Genomic DNA, 17,286 nt, shown 5'->3' with positions numbered 1-17,286 from the left:
GTGAAGGGCAATGGCAGGGGAGGTGCGGTGTGGCGCAAGCCACAAGGCTAGCATTCCGGCGCGAGGATCGTCGTGTCGTGGAAGGTGCGTGCCGGTGCGGCAGTCCGGACCCGCTCAGCCGAGCAGGTAGCGCAGCAGGCCGGCCGACGCGACGCCGACGATGACCGTCGGCAGGATCGACAGGCGTGTCGCCGCGACGAGCGTGATCGCGAGCGCGAGCAGGTCGGCCGGGCGCGTCGACACGAACGCCGGCGCGATCACCGAGATCAGCACGCAGCCGGGCACGTTTTCCATCACCGACGCCATTCGCGGGCTCAGCGTGCGGTTGCGCAGCAGCACGTAGCCGAGAATGCGCGACAGGTAGGTGGTCGACGCCATCAGCACGATCGTCGCGACGGTGCCGAAATCCGGAAGCTCAGGCATCGCGTGGCTCCCACAGCAGCGCGGCGATCAGCCCCGCGCCGGCGCCGGCCGCGACATACCACGCACCGGGCAGCGCGAGATGGGTGGCCGACGCGACGACGAGGCTCACGAACCACGGGCGGCTCGCACGCACGCCTTTCCACATCCCGCGCAGCAGCACCAGAAACACGGCCGTGAACGCCATGTCGAAGCCGTACTGTTCGACGTCGCCGATCGTCGGGCCGACCGCCGCGCCGAGCGTCGTCATCGAGATCCACGTCAGGTAGAGTCCCACGCAGATGCCCGCGTAATAGGGCACGCTGATATGCGTGGCCGAGCGCTCGCGCGCGTCGGCGAGCGACATCGCCCAGCTCTCGTCGCACATGAAGAACAGCGCGACGAACGCGCGGCGGCGCGGCAGGCGGCGGAGGTAGGGCGCGAATGCGGCGCCCATCAGGATGTGGCGCGAATTCACGAGGAACGACATCGCGACGATCAGCGCGATGTGCGGCGGCGAGGTCCACAGATGGATCGCCGCGAATTCGGAGCCGCCGCCGAAGTTCAGGCCCGTCATCATCGGCACCTCGAACAGGCTCAGCCCTTTCTGCGCGGCCTGCGCGCCCAGCACGAGCGCGAACGGCACGAAACCCAGCATGACGGGCAGCGCCGCGCGCAAACCGCGACCCATCTCGGCGACATAGGCGGGCCTGTCGCGAAGCCCGGACGACGTTGAAACGCTACTGCTCATTACTCCTCCTTCGGGGGGGGGAATTGTCTGCTTTTTTGACTCGAATCGGGTTGCGTTGTCGCCAGATTTTTCTCAGAATTTGGCATTGAACGTGTGATATGACAATTTTTTGGAATCGGATGCCAAATGAAACTTGACGCTATCGACCGCCGAATCCTGAGCGCGCTGCAGCGCGACGGCCGCATGCAGAACGTGGAGCTCGCGCAGGAGGTCGGGCTGTCGCCGTCGCCGTGTCTGCGGCGCGTGCGGTTGCTCGAGGAAGCCGGCGTGATCGAGAAATACGTGGCCGTGCTGAACCCGGCGAAGGTCGGCAAGGGGCTGACGATCTTCACGCGCGTATGGCTGAAGGGGCAGGACGCGGAATCGGTGAACCGTTTCGCCGAGGCCGTCCAGCAGATGCCGGAAGTCGTCGAATGCCACCTGATGGCCGGCGACTGCGATTTCCTGCTGCGCGTCGTCGCGGCCGACATCGACGATTACCGGCGCTTCCAGATGGAATACCTGACGCGTATTCCCGGCGTGCTGAGCGTGAAGACCGACATTCCGATGCAGAAGGTCAAGCTCACGTCGGCGCTACCAACCTGAAGCGGGGCGGGGCGTGCGGCGATGCGTCGACGAGCGGTCATGGCACGGTGACAATCGCCCGATAAACTGACGGGGTGAGTCGCATCGCACGGATTGCCGGTGCGGTCGCACGCCGGTCGATGTGCAAGCAACTAACGGTCAATGCCGACGCGATCGGCCGAACGGCGCTGCATAGCGCGCCAGGTCGTGCGTCGCCGCGAATGCGTTTCTTCCTGTCGAGCCCTACATGCAGCCATTCAATACGCCGTGGAATTCGCTGGAAATCGTCAAGCTCGTGCTCGGCGTGCTGACGCCGTTGTCGGTCGCCTGTCTCGGCTGGCTCGTCGCGCGCCGGCTGAAGCGGCTCGAACTCGTGCAGTGGACCAATCAGCGGCTGATCGAAAAGCGGCTCGCGCTGTACGACACGGTCGCGCCGCAGCTCAATGCGCTGCTGTGCTTCTACACGTGGATCGGCTACTGGAAGGACATCTCGCCGGACGACGTGATCCGCGCGAAGCGCGACCTCGACCGCACGTTCCACATCTACCGCTACCTGTTCGACGACGACGTGTACGACGCGTATCACACGTTCATTCATGCGCTGTTCGAGATGCATACGGGGCCGGGCCGCGACGCGCGGATTCGCTCGCTGATCCAGGCGCCCGACGGCGACCGCAGCGTGCACGGCTCGTATGCCTGGAAGCCGGTGTGGTCCGAGCGTTTCGCGACCGCGAGCGTCGTGCCGAAGGACGACGTGCTGCGGCACTACACGCGATTGATGGAGCGGCTGCGCGTCGCGCTGGGGGCGACGCGCTGACGGCTTCCACGCTTCGGCGCCTTGCGCCTCGTGCCGGTATCGAAATCCGCCACCCGGCGGCGCGGATTCGCACCCTCGCGCATGAACCGGATGCGGTGCGCGGCAACGCCTGCCATGCTCGCTCCATGTTCACTTGCGCGAGGCTCGTATGGTCGTCGACACCGGCCGCCAGCCGTCTCTGGTCCGCTCGCCCGGCGCACGCCGCGGGCGCCGCTTTTCCTTCGGTTCGCCCGAATCGCATGCGATGGCGTTGCCGGTCGAACCGGAAATCGGCGACATCGTCTTCATCCGCGTCACCGTGCGGCCGTTTCTCGAAGTGGCGAGCGCGACGCGCTCATGGACGAATCACGTTGGAATCGTCGTCGGCGAGCGCGGCGGCGAGGCGCTGATCGCGGAGAGCACGTTTCCGCTATCGCGCGTCACGACGATGTCGCGGTTTGTCGCGCGTTCCGACTGCGGCGCATGCGTGGTCGCGCGGCTGACGCAGCCGCTCGATGCCGCGCAGCGACGGCGGCTCGTCGACGCGGCGAGGCGCAGGATCGGCGTGGTGTACGACACGGGTTTCAACCTCGCGTCGCGCCGGCAGTTCTGTTCGCGTTTCGTGCGCGAGATCGTGCGCGATGCCACGCGGATCGTGCTCGGCGACGTCGAGACCTTCGACATGCTGCTGCGCCGGAATCCCGGTCATCCGCTCGGCCTCTGGAGGATCTGGTACTTCGGCCGGATTCCGTGGCGTCGCCGCACGGTGACGCCGGCGAGCTTGTTCGAGAGCGACAAGTTGCGTGTCGTGGCGGATACGCGCGAGTGCAAGGCGGATGGGTGAACAAGGGGCCGGGTATTACGCATTCGCGACGGGGTTAGTTGCGCCCCGCCACCGCGAGCCGCGCCGCGAGACCCACGAATACCGACCCGAGCAGATACTGCGGCACCTTCGACGGCCGGCGGCGTGCGCCGATCCGCTGGCTCAGCCGGCTCGCGGACAGAATCACCGCGCCGTTCACGACGATGCCGATCAGGTTCAGCACCGTCGCGAGCACGAGAATCTGCACGGCGATCGAACCCTGTTCGGGCCGCACGAACTGCGGGAACAGCGCGAGCACGAACAACGCCATCTTCGGGTTCAGCAGGTTCGTCGTCAGCCCTTGGCGAAAGATCGTCGCGGTCGAGCGCTGACGTTGCGACGCGACGGGCGACAGCGCAGTCGCATCCGAACGGAATGTCTTCCACGCGAGATACAGCAGATACGCGGCGCCTGCGAAACGTACCGCGTCGTACGCGAGCGGCACCGCGACGAAGAGCTGCGACAGACCGAGCGCGGCCGCGAGCGCGTGACAGTAGGTGCCGGCCTGGATGCCCGCGAGCGTCGCGAAGCCGGCGCGCCGCCCCTGGCTCACGCTGCGGGACGCGATCAGCAACATGTCGGGGCCGGGTGTAACGGTCAGCGCGAGACACGCGCCGGAGAACAGCGCGAGCGTGGAAAAGTCGATCATGGCATTCCCTTTTGCTGGTGCGGCGTAAAAGGGAACCCAGTTTAGGAGGGCGTGCGAGGCCGGTCAATCGAGCGAACGGACGATGGCCGGACGGCACGGATCGCGTGGCGCGTGCATCGCGCATGCGCGGCCCGCACCCCCCTCACTGTTTGCGACAGGCCACCTGATAGTCGATCACGGTATTCGCGGATGGCCGGTCCGGCTCGCCGCCCACCGTCGTCACGCCGAGCACGCCGGCCGCGTTCCGGTAGCGCAGCGCGCAATACCCCATCCCGGTGCCCGAACACGCTTCGGCTTCGACGATGCCGTGCTTCGCGAGCGTCGCTGCGCCGTCCATCGCGTCCGGTTTCTCGCGCGGACGCAGCGGCTGCCAGCCATGCGCGATCAGTATCTTGCGTGCCGCGTCGAGCGGCTTGCCATACACGTTCGGCACGACCGCGTGGCCGTTGCAGTGTGTGCTTTCGGCGGCGACGCGGGTCAGCCGCAGTTCGCCGTTGTGTTCGTGCAGCTCGCCGACGGGCGGCGCCGGGCCGTCGCCGCCCCAGATCAGCAGCGCGCCGCTTTCCAGCCGATCGGCCGAGCCGAGCTGCCAGCTGGCCTTGCGTGCGGTGTAGCCGAGCGCGACGAGCGTCGTGTCGTCGAATACGCCGATATTGCCGTTGCGCGCGAAGCAGATCGCGCTCGTGCCGGCGCTGAATCCGCTCGCGAACGTGACGACCGTGTAGCGTCCGAGCGGTGCCTCGGACGTCACGATCCAGTTGCGCTGCGCGACCTCGCGGCCGGCCGCCGTGGTCGTTTTGGCGCGATATTGCGTGCAGAACGGATCGAGCGAACCGTTTTCAGGCGAGCGCGGCAGCGTGCCGAATGGCACGAGCGACGCCCCGGCGATATCGGAGCCCGTGCGCAGCGGCTCGGCCGATGCCGTGCCACCGAACGTGGCACTGGCCAATACCGCGATCGAAACGATCGAAGCAAGATGGCGGATGAGCGGTGACGCAATGGAAAGCAACACCCAGACTGTCCCCGGGGAAAGTGGAACGGGCGCGACAATCGCGCTTTTTCGCCCGTATGTCACGGTCGCGCGCACCGCCCGGCGGCCCGCCCCCGTGCCGCCGCCGACTCTCAGCCGTTCGCGACGACGTCGATGCGCAGCGCGTCGCCGCCCGCGACGATCGCCAGGAGACGATCGACGTTCGGGTGAGCGCCCGGACGATTGCGTGCGTCGGCCGTATGCTCGGCGAACACCGCGAGGCCGTGTTCGGCCGACTTCGCGTCGAGCGTGCCGAACGCCTGCTTCAGATAGTGGTACACCGCGAGCGAGCCCTGCTTGCCCGGCTGGTTCTCGATGGTCGCGACCACGTCGCCGTTCGCGCCGACGAGATCGATGCGCGCGATGCCGTCGATGGCCGGCAGTTGCGCGAGGTTGTCCTTGAATACTTGAGTCGGTTGAATCACTGAAAACACTCCGTCGGTTCGGTCATCGGCCAAGGTGCGTGGCCGGCCGTATCTTATCCGATCGGCTTGGTCGCGCCGCCGCCGCGGCACGCGTCGTACAGCGCGCCCGGCATCGCGACGCCGAATACCGCGTCGATCATCCGCGTCACGTTCGCCAGCGATGCCGCCGTGCCGACGCGTGCGGCGTCATGACCGCCCGGTACCGGTCAGCACACCCGCCTCGCGCGCGCGCTCGATGTCGGGGCTGCGATACGCGTGCTCGGGAATGTCGGCGAGCCGCGACGGATGCACCTGGCGCGGCGCCAGCCCGTAGAACTTCTGGAAGCTCATGATCAGCGGCGACCACTTGTCCGGATCGATGCGGTCCGGATGACCGTCCATCAGCAGGTCGGGGTGCGCGTGCACGCGCTGGATGCGCATCTCGAACACGCGAATGCGGCCGCGCAGGTCGGGCATGTCGTCGCCGATCCCGTATGTGGCCGCGACGACCGCCTCCATATGCACCGGGCATTCGAGCGCGCGCGGCGGCGCGACCGTTTGCGACGCGGCCTCGGTGAACCCGGCCGTGCCGAACTTGTCGGGTTCGAATACGTAGCCTTTCGCGCGCTTGCCGTCGGGCACCGGATACGTGCCGGTCGTGCGCGCGATCCGGTCCACCGCGTCCGCCTGCGCCGACGATGGCAGGTTCAGCACGCATTCGCCGGTGCGCAGCAGGTTGCGGGTGGTCTGCGAACTGGCGGCGATGCCGATCACGCCGCGCCAGCCGAGCCAGAACGCGGACGAGATCGGCGCGAGATTGGCCGTGCCGTTTTCGTTCAGCGTGCTGACCAGCACGACGGGCGTGCCGAAGTAGAGGATGTTCGGTTCGGTGACGCAATGCGGCGCATTCATGGTCGAGTCCTTCGTTGACGGGATCGGTTCTCATGCTGAACCCGTCGCGGCGACGCGACGCTCCGAATCTTGTCGTGTCATTCCGAACGGTGCGCAAAAAGGCGCCGGCGCCGCGCCGGACCGAGCCGGCAATGCGCGGGCTTTTCCGCTACAGTAAGAAATCGAAGGCCGCGCCCGCTTTGCATCACGCGGGCGCGCGCAGTCACGTTCCGCCAACGCACACGAGGGCCTGATGGACACCGAGCAACGCTACACCGCCAACGCGCCGACCCGCGCGGAAGTCGACGCACTGGGCGGCGCAACCGTCATCGAATTCGGCGCGAACTGGTGCGGGATCTGCGCAGGCGCGCAGCCCGCGATCACGGCGTCGTTCTCCGCGCATCCTGCCGTGCGGCATCTGAAGATCGAGGACGGCCCCGGCCGTCCGCTCGGTCGCTCGTTCGGGGTGAAGCTGTGGCCGACGCTGGTATTCCTGCGCGATGGGGTCGAAGTCGCGCGCGTCGTGCGCCCCGCCGACGCGAAGCAGATCGAAGCCGACGGCTTCTCGGCGCTGGCCTGAGGTCACGACGATGCAACAGGCCATCACGCACGTCGGCGTCGATACGCGCGGCAGCGGCCTCGTCGAAGTCACGCAGCAGGTGCGTGCGTTCGTCGACCAGCAGGCGATCCGCACCGGCCTGCTCACCGTGTTCTGCCGCCATACGTCGGCGTCGTTGCTGATCCAGGAGAACGCGGATCCGTCGGTGCAGCGCGATATCGGACGCTATTTCGCGACGCTCGCGCCCGAGGACGACACGCGCTACGAGCACGACACCGAAGGCGCCGACGACATGCCCGCGCATCTGCGCACCGCGCTCACGCAGGTGCAGTTGTCGATTCCGGTCGAGCACGGGCGCATGGTGCTCGGCACGTGGCAGGGAATCTATCTGTTCGAGCATCGTCGCGCGGCGCACCGGCGCGACATCGTGCTGCATCTGATCGGCGAGTAGGCAAAGCCGGCGAGCGGGCTAGCGGACGGAAACGCAAGCGGACGGAAACGCAAGCGGACGGAAACGCGTAACGCCGCGCCCGCGCGCGGCTCAGGCGAGCAGCTTCTCGACGAGCGCGCCGAGTTCGCGCAGGTGAACCGGCTTCGGCAGGAACGCGTCGAACGCCCGCTTGTTCTCGCGCAGCGCCGCCGATTCATACGCGCTGACGCCGAGAATCGCCGGATGCCGGCCGTCGTCGTCGGGCTCCGCCACCGCGCGAATGCGCCGCGCCACGTCGAATCCGCTCAGGTCCGGCAGTTCGAGATCGAGCACGACGAGGTCGTAGCGGCCCGTACCGAAGCGTGCGACGCCTTCCTGCCCGGTGCAGCACAGATCGGCCTCGACGCCGAGCGCCGACAGCATCGCGCCAAGCGTCTCGCGCGCGTTGTCGTTGTCGTCGACCACCAGCGCGCGCCGGTCGCGGTGCGGCAGCACGGGCGGCAGCGCGGGCACGTCGCCGGTCGCGGTGCCGGCCGTATCGACGCCGGGCACTTCGACCGGCAGCGTCACGACGAACTCGCTGCCTTCGCCGACCGCGCTGCGCACGTCCACATGCCCGCGCAGCGTCGTCACGATTTCGCGCACGACCGCGAGCCCCATGCCGATCCCGTCCACGTGCAGCCCGACCGCGTCGTTCGCGCGATAGAACGGCTCGAAGATCTTCGACAGATGCTGCTTCGCGATGCCGGCGCCGGTATCGCGCACGGCGATCTTCACCTGCTGGCCGGCCGGCGCATCGGCGAGCGTGATCGCCACCGTGATCGAGCCGCCGGCCGTGTACTTGACCGAGTTCTCGATCAGGTTCGACAGCACCTGCCGCAGCAGCTTGCGATCGGAGCGGATCGCGAGGCCGGGCGGCTCGACGCGCTGCGTGACCGTGATCCGTTTCGTCGCGATCCTCTCGCGCAGCGGTTCGAGCGCCTCGGCAAGCAGCGGCGCGATGCCGACGGTATCCAGTTCGGCGACGCGTTTCGTCGAGCGCAGCTTGATGTAGTCGGTGAGGTCCTTGACGAGCGCTTCCAGCGACAGCGCGGAATTCTGCAGCCGCCGGATCGTCTTCAGGTTCGCGTCGGACTGCGGGCGTGCGAGCAGGATCTCGATCGATCCGCAAATCGCCTGCAGCGGCGTACGCAGTTCGTGGCTGACCATCCCGAGGAACGCGTTCTTGGCCTCGATCATCTCGAACGCGCGGTCGGACGCCTTGCGTTCCGCATCGAGCGCCGCGTTCTGCCGTTCGAGCAGGTCGTCGCGCGTGCGCATCGTATAGAACAGCAGCAGGAACAGCGCGCACAGGATCACACCGAGCACGATGCCGAGGATCAGGATCGCGCGCTGCTTGTCCTTCAATTGATGGAACGTGAAATCGCGCTGCGCCATTTCGATCGCGCGGAAGTAGTTCGCGAGGCCGTTGACCTTCGGCCAGTACGCATTGACTTCGTCGATCACCTGCCGCGCCTGCTTCGGCGAATCGCGCAGCAGCGGCACCTCGCGCTTCAGGCGCGTCATGAATTCGCCGAGCGCGTCGATCTCGTTGCGCGCGCGCGGGATGCGCAGCCAGTATTGGGACACTTCGGACGGCCGCTGCAGGAACCCGAACGACACCGACAGGCTGTCGAGCTGCATCTGCACGTGATCGAAATCGTCGTCCTCGCGCGTCGCGTAGAGAATCAGCTGCCGGTCGAAGCGCGTATAGACGTTGCGGTATTGCGCGGCGGTCCAGAACACGCCTTCACGCGGCCCCTCGAGCACGCCCTCGTTGACCGAGGTGGCGAGGAGATCCCACAGCAGGAACGCCCACGCGGCGAACCCCATGATCCACAGCGAGCCGAGGATCAGGATGATCTTTCTATTTTTCCATCGCCGCCGCGTCATGTCACTTCACGGTCAGACCGATGATCTGCCACGCGAACTTCGCTTCGCCGAGCGGCGTCTTCAGCTCGTCGGGATACTGGTCGCGCGGATACATGATCCACAGCGGGCCGTAGTTGTCGTTGCCGAGCACCTTGCCGTTCATCGTCCGCGCGAGGATCACGCCGTACCTGGCCGCATCGGACACGGGAATCGTGAACGTGTATTCGTCGATGCAGCGGAATTCGATCTGCGTGCCGTGCGCGCCGACCGTCTTCAGCACGTCGGACAGGCGCGGGCCCGTGAAGGCGGCCTTCGGCGTCCAGCTCGTCGACGTGACGATCGTATGTTGCGGCAGTGCCATCAGCGCCTGCTCGGAAAAGACGTAGGTCATCTTCCCCTGCTGGTTGCTCTTGCTGATCTTGCCGTCGACGGTGAACGTGAACGACGACGCGGCCCATGTCGCGGCGGCCATCCCGAGCAGGCAGGCCGTCAGCAGGCTTTTGGTCCAGATGGTTGAAACGCGCATGTCTTTTCCTCGGTCTGGTGATGCGTGTAGCGGGTTGTCGCGCCGGTCGCCGTTCCCGGCGCCCGGTTCTCAGTTCGTCGCCGTCGCCGCCGGCAGCGTGAGCTTCAGCTCGCGGGCGACTTCCGCGAACAGGATCGGCAGGCGCACCGGCTTTTCTTCGCAGCGCGCGTTGTAGTGCGATACGATGTGCGCGATCTCGTCCTCGCTCGCTTCGCCGGTCGAGATCTTGCCGGTCAGCAGGAAGATCGGCGCGCCGCTGTTCTCGCTCGAGCGGATGCCGCGCACGAGTTCGGCGGCCGTCTGGTCGCCGAGCATCCAGTCGAGGATGTAGCCGTCGAAATCCTCGACTTCCAGCGCCTTGCGGAAGCTCGCGCCGTCGAAGTACGGAATCGCGTTCACGCCTTTCTCGATGAAATATTCACAGACCGTTTCGGCGACGTCGTGCGAATCGTCGACCACGGCGATCCGCGCCGCATACACGTTCGGCTGCGCGGAGCGCAGCTCGATCACGTCGACCGGATACGTGCGGCCCTCGCGTGCGTGCTGGCGTTCGGTGACGATCCATTCGCCCTGCCACTGCAGCGCGACGAAGTCCGTTTCGATCTGGCTGGTGGCCTTCGTCGAGATTGCCGCGCGGCAGCGCAAGCGCTTCGATTCGATCACGAACGTCGCGTCGATCATCTCGGCCGCGGCCGGCTGCGTGCCCTTGTCGTCGAGCAGGATCGCGGGCGGCACGCCGAAGTGCGTCGCGATGTCCTGCAACTGCGACAGGTTCCACGGGATCAGGCCCTTCATCTTGCGCGTGACGACCGAGAAGCTCAGGCCGAGCACGTTCGCGATCGTCGTGTTGTGACTTCGCGGCGGAATGCCGTTCCGGTTCAGGAGATCGCGCACCTTGTTGGCGGTGATGAGATCGACGTTGGCCTGCTCGGTGGTGGACATCTCGATGGGGTCTCCAGGGGTTTTGGTGAGGAAGAGCATATCAAAGCTGACGCGTCACGCAAACTTTAAACACGCGAAGGGCCTTGACATGCCATTTTTCTCCATTATTATTGCTCACCACGTCACTATTGTTTGTCGCGTCATGTTTGGAGCGCGATGCCGGCACAGTCGGGGCAGCGAAAAGCGGCGGCAATGAAACAGTGACGGAACGATTCGAAGAGAGCCTGAGAGAGCCTAGGGATGCGTGTCGGCGTTGGCGGATGGAATTGTATCCGCTGCGCCGCGCGCAAACCGGGTACGAGCTCGCGGGGTGGAATAGCTCGAAGCATTGCGGCGCCGATAAAACTTGAGGAAAGTACCCATGTATCGCCGTTTACTCGCACTGGGGCTGCTGTTGCTGCTGGCCGCGTGCGCGCAGGATCCGTCGGTTACCGCCGGCACGGTACGGATCTGCGACGACACAGGTTGTTCCTATCGCCCTAAAGATCAGGTCTCCTATCAAAAAAGGGGCGATGCGGAAGACCGGGACGATCCACGCATCGCCGCGCTCAAGCAAACCGCGAAGACCCAGCCGAAGGCCGCCTACGACCTCGGCCTGCGCTATTTCCGCGGCGACGGCGTGCGCCAGGACAGCTACCAGGCGCTCAAGTGGATGCGCGAGGCCGCCGAACGCGGCGACCTGAACGCGCAAAAGGCGCTCGGCAGTTTCTACCTGTTCGGTCTCGAGGAAATGGGCTCGGATGCGCGCGAAGCGGAGAAGTGGCTGTCGATCGCGGCCGGCCGCGGCGACAAGGAATCGAAGAAGCTGCTCGACCTTGCACGCAAGGCTAAGAAGGAAGACGAAGAAGACTGGAAATGGCGCACGCAATGGCGTGACGTCTATTACGGCTACTGGTACTCGGGCTATCCGTACTACGGCGTCTGGCAGCAGACGTACTGGTACTACTGACCGGGTATCGAGCAACGGGGCGGCAGCGGGGAGACCACCATCGCGCGCCACGCCGGGGGGCTTATCGAAGTTCGCACGAACACATAAGCCGAACAACGACGCTAATCGATCGATAACGACATGAAGACCAACCTTTCCCAACGTCTCACTCAAGGCGCGCTGGTTGCAGCGCTTGGCGCGGCCGTCGCGGGTTGCGGCGGCGTGGTGACGCCCGGCGGGCAGAACGCCGGCGTGACGGGCGCGGCGGCCGGCGGCGCGAGCGCCGGTGCCGATTCGCAACTGCAGCGCTGCCCGTCGCCGCTCGGCACGATCGCGGTCGACGACGGCCGCAACGCCGACTGGTGGGGCCAGTTCGGCAGCGCGACCAAGGTGACGAGCATCGATCCGCTGCTGCGGCTGGCGGTGCAGCAGTCGAACTGCTTCGTGATCACGTCGATCGGCAACCAGAAGAGCGACGCGCGCCTGTCGCGCATCACGCAGTTGCAGCGCAACTCGGGCGAATACCGCGCGGGCTCGAAGCAGCAGAAGGGCCAGCGCGTCGCGGCCGACTACTACATGGAACCGCAGATCGTGATCAACGATTCGCCGATCGGCGGGATCGGCAGCATGATCGGCGGGCTGATCGGCAACAGCGCGGTGGCGGCGGTGGCGGGCCACCTGCAGACGAAGGCGTCGGTGGTGACGCTGACGCTGTTCGACGTGCGCTCGGCGGTGCAGATCGCGGCGTCGGAAGGCAGCTCGACGGCGACCAACTACGGTGCGGCGCTGGGCGGCTTCGGCGGCGGGGTAGGCGGCGCGCTGGCGGGCTTCTCGTCGACGCCGGAAGGCAAGGCGACGGTCGTCGCGTTCATCGACGCGTACAACAAGATGGTCGTCGCGCTGCGCAGCTACAAGGCGCAGGACGTCAAGGGCGGGCTGGGCCGCGGTGGGCAACTGCAGGTCAATTGACGTCGCCGGGCCGGCGGGGGCCGCCGGCCGACTCCTGATTTCTGATTCTTGATGGTCGGTGCGCGCGGCGTGATTCGCGCGTACGGGCTTCGTTCGTCCTGTACGTTTGGAAGGTGATCCCGATGAAAGCCGTTGCACTGATCGCATTGACCTGCCTCGCGCTGACCGCTTGCGGCGGCGACGACAATTCCTCGCCGGCTTCGTCAGGCGGATCGGGCACGAGCAACAACGGCGGCAGCGGCGGGACAGGCGGCACGGGTTCGGGCGGAACGGGTTCCGGCGGCAGCGGCGGTTCGGGTGGTTCCGGCGGCAGCACACTGACGTGGCGCTACGAGGCGCAGCCTGTTGCGGCCGACCAGGCGGGCTTCCTGACGCTGGTCAACAGCGAAGGCGCGAAGGGCTACCGCTATCTGGGCGACTACTTCTACAGCGCGGCCAACGGTGGCACGCAGTCGATCTTCGTGAACGACGGCACCGCTCAGACGTATACGTACCAGTTGCAAACGGCGTCGTCCGACATGACGTCCTTCGTCAACGCGGCAAACGCGCAAGGGGCGAGCGGCTACCGGTACGAAGGACCGCTCACGTACGGCGATCTCTATCGCAAGGACGGCGGCTCGTCGGCCACGTACACGTACACGACGACCGGCCTGCCGGCCGATGCGAACGCGTTCCTCACGCAGGCGAACGGCCAGGGCCAGTCGGGCTACTGGTTCGTCGGCCCGCTGATGGTCGGGGCCGCGCAGGCGAACGTATACATGAAGAACAACGCGTCGAACGCGACCTATACGTACGACGCGCTGGCGCCGACGTCGACCGTGAACGACTTCATCGCGCAGGCCAACAGCGAAGGCGCGAAGGGTTATCGTGCGAAGGGCGCGATGGCGTTCGGCACGGCGATCTCGTGGATCTACGTGAAGGACCAGACGCAATCGCCGACCTTCACGTACCAGTCGGCCGCGATCCAGTCGACCGGCGCGAGCTTCGTCCAGCAGTCGAACACGTTCGGTGCGCAGGGCTCGGCCTACCTGAGCGACCTCGCGCTCGGTTCGCCCGTGCCGGCGATGGCGTCGTTCTATTTCACGCCGAAGAACTGCACGGGCTTCCTGTGCACGACGCTGAATCCGCTCACGCAGAACTGAGCGGAAACGTCCGGCGCAGCAGCGTCGCGCGGGGCAGTCATTCGCGAATGACCTGCGCGCGTCCCATCGAGTGCCTCAGGTGCGACCCGCGATGCGTGTCCGCATCTTTTGCCGCCGGCTTGCCGGCGGCATTTCGTTTACGCGTACACCGCGCGTTGCCGTTCCCCTGCGTGACGCAGCGGCCCGGATCAGACGAAATGTCGCATCAAAGACTCGGTCAAGTTCAAAAAAATTATTCAAATTATTCAGACGAGTACTAAAAAGGACTGCATCGACTGATTTCCCCCGAGTCGTTTGGCATGATCGGGACAATTCCATCCCTTTCATTCCATCGTGACGTCCGTTCGGGCCGAGCATCCGCTCGACCGCGGAACCCGACGCGTCGTCGCGCCAGGCCATGCCGTACAGCACGCTTCAGTCCATTCGCCGCTATCAGAGCATTTCGATGTTCGGCGGCGCCATTGTCGTGACGATCCTGATCCTCGTCGCCTGCGGGCTCGGGATCGTTTCGATCGTCTACGGCTACCTGGACGGCGAGCGGCGCAATTTTCTGAACGGCGTCGAGGAAACCGTCGACGAGATTCAGGTGAGCGAGACGTCGTTCCGCAACGGCGTCGCGAATACGCAGCTGATATGGCGCGAGCTGGACCCCGCACCGGCCGACGTCGTGGACGGATTCTTCGCCAACGGCGAGCAGCTCGCGATCAAGCCGTATCCGTCGCTGGTGGTCGGTGTACCGGGCCAGACGGCGCAGCGCGACGAGGTGGCGCGCTATCTCGCGCTGTCGTTCATGCTGTCGCGCATCTGCGCGGCGAGTTCGCTCAATCGCGGGCGCACGTTGGAGGGGTACCACTACAGCACCCGCACGGGACTGTTCGGTCTCGTGCCGCATCTGTCGCGCGACAATCCGGCGCTGGCTACCGCCGATGCGCGCGCGCACGTGCTCGACGCATTGCGCATCGACTTCACACACACGCCCGAACTCGGTGCGGACGGTCGGCCGCACGTGCACTGGCTGCCGCCGTACGTCAACCCGGTGACTGGGCAGGCCCGCATCCGGATCGCCGCGGAGGCGCGTGCCGACGGCCGGCCGTTCGCGGTGCTCGTGACCGAGTATGCGCCCGAGTATCTGCTGTCGTGGCTGCAGGATCGTCATGCGACCGGCGTGTTCTTCATCACGGCCGCCGACAACCGGCTCATCACGGTCGATCCCGCCGTCGAGCGCACGCAGGCGCTCGATGCGCGTCTGCTCGAGCTGGACGTCGCGCACGGGCTCGCGGCGCCGGCCGAGGCGATGTTCCGCGACGGCACGATCGTGTTCCGCGGTCCGCTCGGCGCGACCGGCTGGACGATCGCCTATATGCTGTCGTGGGCCGACGTCGCGGCCGCGATCGGCGTGCAGGCCGGTGCGCTCGTCGCGGCATCGCTGCTGGCGATCGCGGTGATGTGGCTGTTGCTCATGCGTTTCTACCGGCGCGTGCTCGTGCCCGTCTACGCGCGCTCGGCCCGCGTGTTCGACAGCGAGGATCTGTGCCGCAGCGTGATCGGGATGGCGCCGGTCGGCATCGGGCTCGTGTCGCTGTCCGATCGCCGCGTGATCCTGGCGAGCGACGTGCTGGCGCAGATGCTCGTGCCGTACGGTGGCAATCCGCAGGCGCTGACCGCGCAGGTCCTCGCGCAATACGAGGTGTTCGTCGCGGACGGCGGGGCGGGCAGGACGATGATGACCGAACTCGTGCTCGACGCGCACGGCGCCTCGCCGCTGCATCTGGAGGTCATTGCGCACGGCGCCCGTTACCAGGGCGAGGACGTGATGATCGCGGCCTTCGCCGATACGTCCGCCCAGCGCCGGCTCGTGCATCAGCTCGAGGAAGCCGTGCGCGCGGCCGATTCGGCGAATGCAGCCAAGTCGTCGTTTCTCGCCGCGACGAGCCATGAGATCCGCACACCGCTGAATGTGATCCTCGGCAACCTCGAGCTGCTCGAGCGCACGGCGCTCGATGCCTCGCAGCAGAGTCGCGTACAGACGCTGCGCGCATCGGCCGAGGGCCTGCTCGCGATCGTCAGCGATATCCTCGATTTCTCGAAGATCGAGGCCGGTGCGATGTCGGTCGAGTCGATCGAGTTCGACGTGATCGCCGTGATGGAGCGCCAACTGGCCGCGTTCGCGTCCGTGGCGAAGGCGAAAGGGTTACCGCTGTTTGCCGATATCGATGCGAGCGACGCGCAGCGCATGCGCGGCGATCCGACGCGGCTCGCACAGGTGGTCGGCAACCTGTTGAGCAACGCGATCAAGTTCACGAGCGAAGGGCGCGTCGTCGCGCGCGTGGCGGTGGGGCGCAACGCGCGCGGCGCGCCCGAGCTCGCGATCGGCATCGAGGATACGGGCATCGGGATCGATCCCGCGCAGCAGGCGAGGCTGTTCAAGCCGTTTTCGCAGGTCGACGCGTCGATCACGCGGCGCTACGGCGGCACGGGGCTCGGGCTCGCGCTGTGCGATCGGCTGGTCGCGGCGATGGGCGGGACGATTTCGGTCGACAGCGCACCGCGCGTCGGCAGCCTGTTTACCGTTCGCCTGCCGTTGCGCATGGCCATTGCGCCGAAATGTCCGGTCGGCGCGGGCGCCGGGCAGACGCTGATCGTCGTGTCGCCGGAGGATGCGTGGCGCACGTTCGCGTTTCCCCATCTGCGCGCATGGGGTTTCGATGTCGCGATGCATCCGAGTCCGATCGGAATGGCCGCCGGGTGCCTCGCGCGTGCTCACGCGATCGTGCTCTTCGGCGATTCCGATCGATGGCGGCGCGACGAGCTCGACAGCCTCGGAGGGGGTACGCCGATCGTGCTGGCCACCCCAGACGGCCCGCTGCAGCCGGACGTTGCGGGCCGCACGATTCGCGTGTCGAGCTATTCGCTGAGCGGGCTGCGCACGGCGATCGGGCAGGCGCGGGTCGCGACGGCGGAATCGCGGCGCGGGACGCGTGGCGCTGCGGATGCCGGCCGGCGGGCGGTGCCGGCGGTGCCGGCATCCGATGCGCGCGGGCTGAGGGTGCTGGTTGCCGACGATACGTCGGTCAACGGCTCGATCTTCCGCGAACAGCTCGACGTGCTTGGCCATACGGTCCGCTGCGTGTCGTCCGGCGCGGCGGCGCTCGATACGCTGGCGAACGGTGCATGGGAGGTGCTGCTGCTCGGCGCCGACCTGCCCGACATGCCGGCCCGTGAACTGGCGGAGGTCGTCCATGCGCGCGCGCTGCCGTGCGACATGATCGCCGTGGTATCGCACCTGGGGCCGGACGACGCAAGGCGTTATGCGGTATCGAACGTCGAATGCGTGTTGACCAAGCCCGTGACGCTGGCGGACCTGCGCCGCAGTCTGGCGCGCATCGCGCGGCGGCGCGGGACGGGCGCGCCCGCCGAAGCGGCAGACAGGCGACGGGCATCGGATGCGATGGCCGCAACGGTGGATTGGCCGGGACGATAAGAAAACGACACGCGAAGGCAGCGCAGACCGCCGGCGTCAAACAGGGAAGGCA

At 66.7% G+C, this 17,286-nt stretch carries 18 protein-coding genes; 9 read left to right on the top strand and 9 right to left on the bottom strand.

All coding sequences use genetic code 11. The features are described from left to right. Window positions 1-114: 114 nt before the first annotated feature. Together JYG37_RS24180 and JYG37_RS24175 are read right to left on the bottom strand one after the other, a co-directional pair. Entirely contained in the window at window positions 115-423 is a 309-nt protein-coding gene (locus tag JYG37_RS24180; protein WP_050017889.1) for an AzlD family protein, read from the bottom strand. Further along, complete coding sequence (locus JYG37_RS24175; protein WP_124631440.1) at window positions 416-1,150, bottom strand: AzlC family ABC transporter permease; 735 nt, start codon at window positions 1,148-1,150, stop codon at window positions 416-418. Before JYG37_RS24175 ends, JYG37_RS24180 begins: the two co-directional genes overlap by 8 nt. A gap of 126 nt (window positions 1,151-1,276) precedes the next feature. On the opposite strand from JYG37_RS24175, the gene JYG37_RS24170 reads away from it, so the two are divergent. The 3 genes from JYG37_RS24170 (at window position 1,277) to JYG37_RS24160 (ending at window position 3,354) form a co-directional block, all read left to right on the top strand. After that, the gene (locus tag JYG37_RS24170) at window positions 1,277-1,735 is read left to right on the top strand and encodes an Lrp/AsnC family transcriptional regulator (protein WP_039322714.1); all 459 of its coding nucleotides are present in this window, start codon (window positions 1,277-1,279) and stop codon (window positions 1,733-1,735) included. Between the two features lie 226 nt (window positions 1,736-1,961). Next, entirely contained in the window at window positions 1,962-2,531 is a 570-nt protein-coding gene (locus JYG37_RS24165) for a hypothetical protein (RefSeq protein ID WP_050017887.1), read from the top strand. A gap of 148 nt (window positions 2,532-2,679) precedes the next feature. Beyond that, window positions 2,680-3,354, top strand: a complete 675-nt coding sequence (locus JYG37_RS24160; RefSeq protein ID WP_124639183.1) for a YebB family permuted papain-like enzyme — start codon at window positions 2,680-2,682, stop codon at window positions 3,352-3,354. A 34-nt stretch (window positions 3,355-3,388) separates the two neighbouring features. Here the strand turns inward: JYG37_RS24160 and JYG37_RS24155 are convergent, their stop codons facing one another. The 4 genes from JYG37_RS24155 to JYG37_RS24140 all read right to left on the bottom strand — a co-directional run bounded on the left by JYG37_RS24155 (window position 3,389) and on the right by JYG37_RS24140 (window position 6,367). Further along, window positions 3,389-4,021: a LysE family translocator gene (locus tag JYG37_RS24155; RefSeq protein ID WP_124639182.1), complete on the bottom strand. Its 633-nt coding sequence runs from the start codon at window positions 4,019-4,021 to the stop codon at window positions 3,389-3,391. A 142-nt stretch (window positions 4,022-4,163) separates the two neighbouring features. Beyond that, a complete protein-coding gene (locus tag JYG37_RS24150) occupies window positions 4,164-5,033 on the bottom strand; it encodes a PASTA domain-containing protein (RefSeq protein WP_050017884.1) in 870 nt (289 codons plus the stop codon). 110 nt (window positions 5,034-5,143) lie between these two features. Next, complete coding sequence (locus JYG37_RS24145; protein WP_050017883.1) at window positions 5,144-5,476, bottom strand: DUF2322 family protein; 333 nt, start codon at window positions 5,474-5,476, stop codon at window positions 5,144-5,146. Between the two features lie 186 nt (window positions 5,477-5,662). Then, complete coding sequence (locus tag JYG37_RS24140) at window positions 5,663-6,367, bottom strand: flavin reductase family protein (RefSeq protein WP_124556756.1); 705 nt, start codon at window positions 6,365-6,367, stop codon at window positions 5,663-5,665. A gap of 232 nt (window positions 6,368-6,599) precedes the next feature. Between JYG37_RS24140 and JYG37_RS24135 the strand changes: the two genes are divergently transcribed. Both JYG37_RS24135 and JYG37_RS24130 read left to right on the top strand, forming a co-directional pair. After that, entirely contained in the window at window positions 6,600-6,926 is a 327-nt protein-coding gene (locus tag JYG37_RS24135) for a thioredoxin family protein (protein WP_069620320.1), read from the top strand. A 10-nt stretch (window positions 6,927-6,936) separates the two neighbouring features. Further along, complete coding sequence (locus JYG37_RS24130) at window positions 6,937-7,356, top strand: secondary thiamine-phosphate synthase enzyme YjbQ (protein ID WP_050017880.1); 420 nt, start codon at window positions 6,937-6,939, stop codon at window positions 7,354-7,356. A gap of 90 nt (window positions 7,357-7,446) precedes the next feature. Here the strand turns inward: JYG37_RS24130 and atsR are convergent, their stop codons facing one another. The 3 genes from atsR to JYG37_RS24115 all read right to left on the bottom strand — a co-directional run bounded on the left by atsR (window position 7,447) and on the right by JYG37_RS24115 (window position 10,714). Beyond that, window positions 7,447-9,267, bottom strand: coding sequence for a hybrid sensor histidine kinase/response regulator AtsR (gene atsR, locus JYG37_RS24125; RefSeq protein ID WP_176016716.1), 1,821 nt, complete (start codon window positions 9,265-9,267; stop codon window positions 7,447-7,449). Between the two features lies 1 nt (window position 9,268). Beyond that, complete coding sequence (locus tag JYG37_RS24120) at window positions 9,269-9,772, bottom strand: putative pterin-binding protein (RefSeq protein WP_050017878.1); 504 nt, start codon at window positions 9,770-9,772, stop codon at window positions 9,269-9,271. A gap of 69 nt (window positions 9,773-9,841) precedes the next feature. Further along, entirely contained in the window at window positions 9,842-10,714 is an 873-nt protein-coding gene (locus JYG37_RS24115; protein WP_050017877.1) for a response regulator, read from the bottom strand. Between the two features lie 361 nt (window positions 10,715-11,075). On the opposite strand from JYG37_RS24115, the gene JYG37_RS24110 reads away from it, so the two are divergent. The 4 genes from JYG37_RS24110 to JYG37_RS24095 all read left to right on the top strand — a co-directional run bounded on the left by JYG37_RS24110 (window position 11,076) and on the right by JYG37_RS24095 (window position 17,234). Then, entirely contained in the window at window positions 11,076-11,663 is a 588-nt protein-coding gene (locus tag JYG37_RS24110) for a tetratricopeptide repeat protein (RefSeq protein ID WP_213346587.1), read from the top strand. A gap of 120 nt (window positions 11,664-11,783) precedes the next feature. Further along, complete coding sequence (locus tag JYG37_RS24105) at window positions 11,784-12,611, top strand: hypothetical protein (RefSeq protein WP_124655273.1); 828 nt, start codon at window positions 11,784-11,786, stop codon at window positions 12,609-12,611. Between the two features lie 122 nt (window positions 12,612-12,733). Further along, window positions 12,734-13,753: a hypothetical protein gene (locus tag JYG37_RS24100; protein ID WP_124594911.1), complete on the top strand. Its 1,020-nt coding sequence runs from the start codon at window positions 12,734-12,736 to the stop codon at window positions 13,751-13,753. A 397-nt stretch (window positions 13,754-14,150) separates the two neighbouring features. Continuing rightward, a complete protein-coding gene (locus JYG37_RS24095) occupies window positions 14,151-17,234 on the top strand; it encodes an ATP-binding protein (RefSeq protein WP_089488950.1) in 3,084 nt (1,027 codons plus the stop codon). The last annotated feature ends 52 nt before the right edge of the window (window positions 17,235-17,286 follow it).

It is taken from the genome of Burkholderia sp. LAS2 (assembly GCF_018417615.1).
GTDB lineage: Bacteria > Pseudomonadota > Gammaproteobacteria > Burkholderiales > Burkholderiaceae > Burkholderia > Burkholderia sola.
The sequence above is the reverse complement of the archived record's forward strand: the minus strand, read 5'-3'. Positions and strand labels throughout refer to the sequence as shown.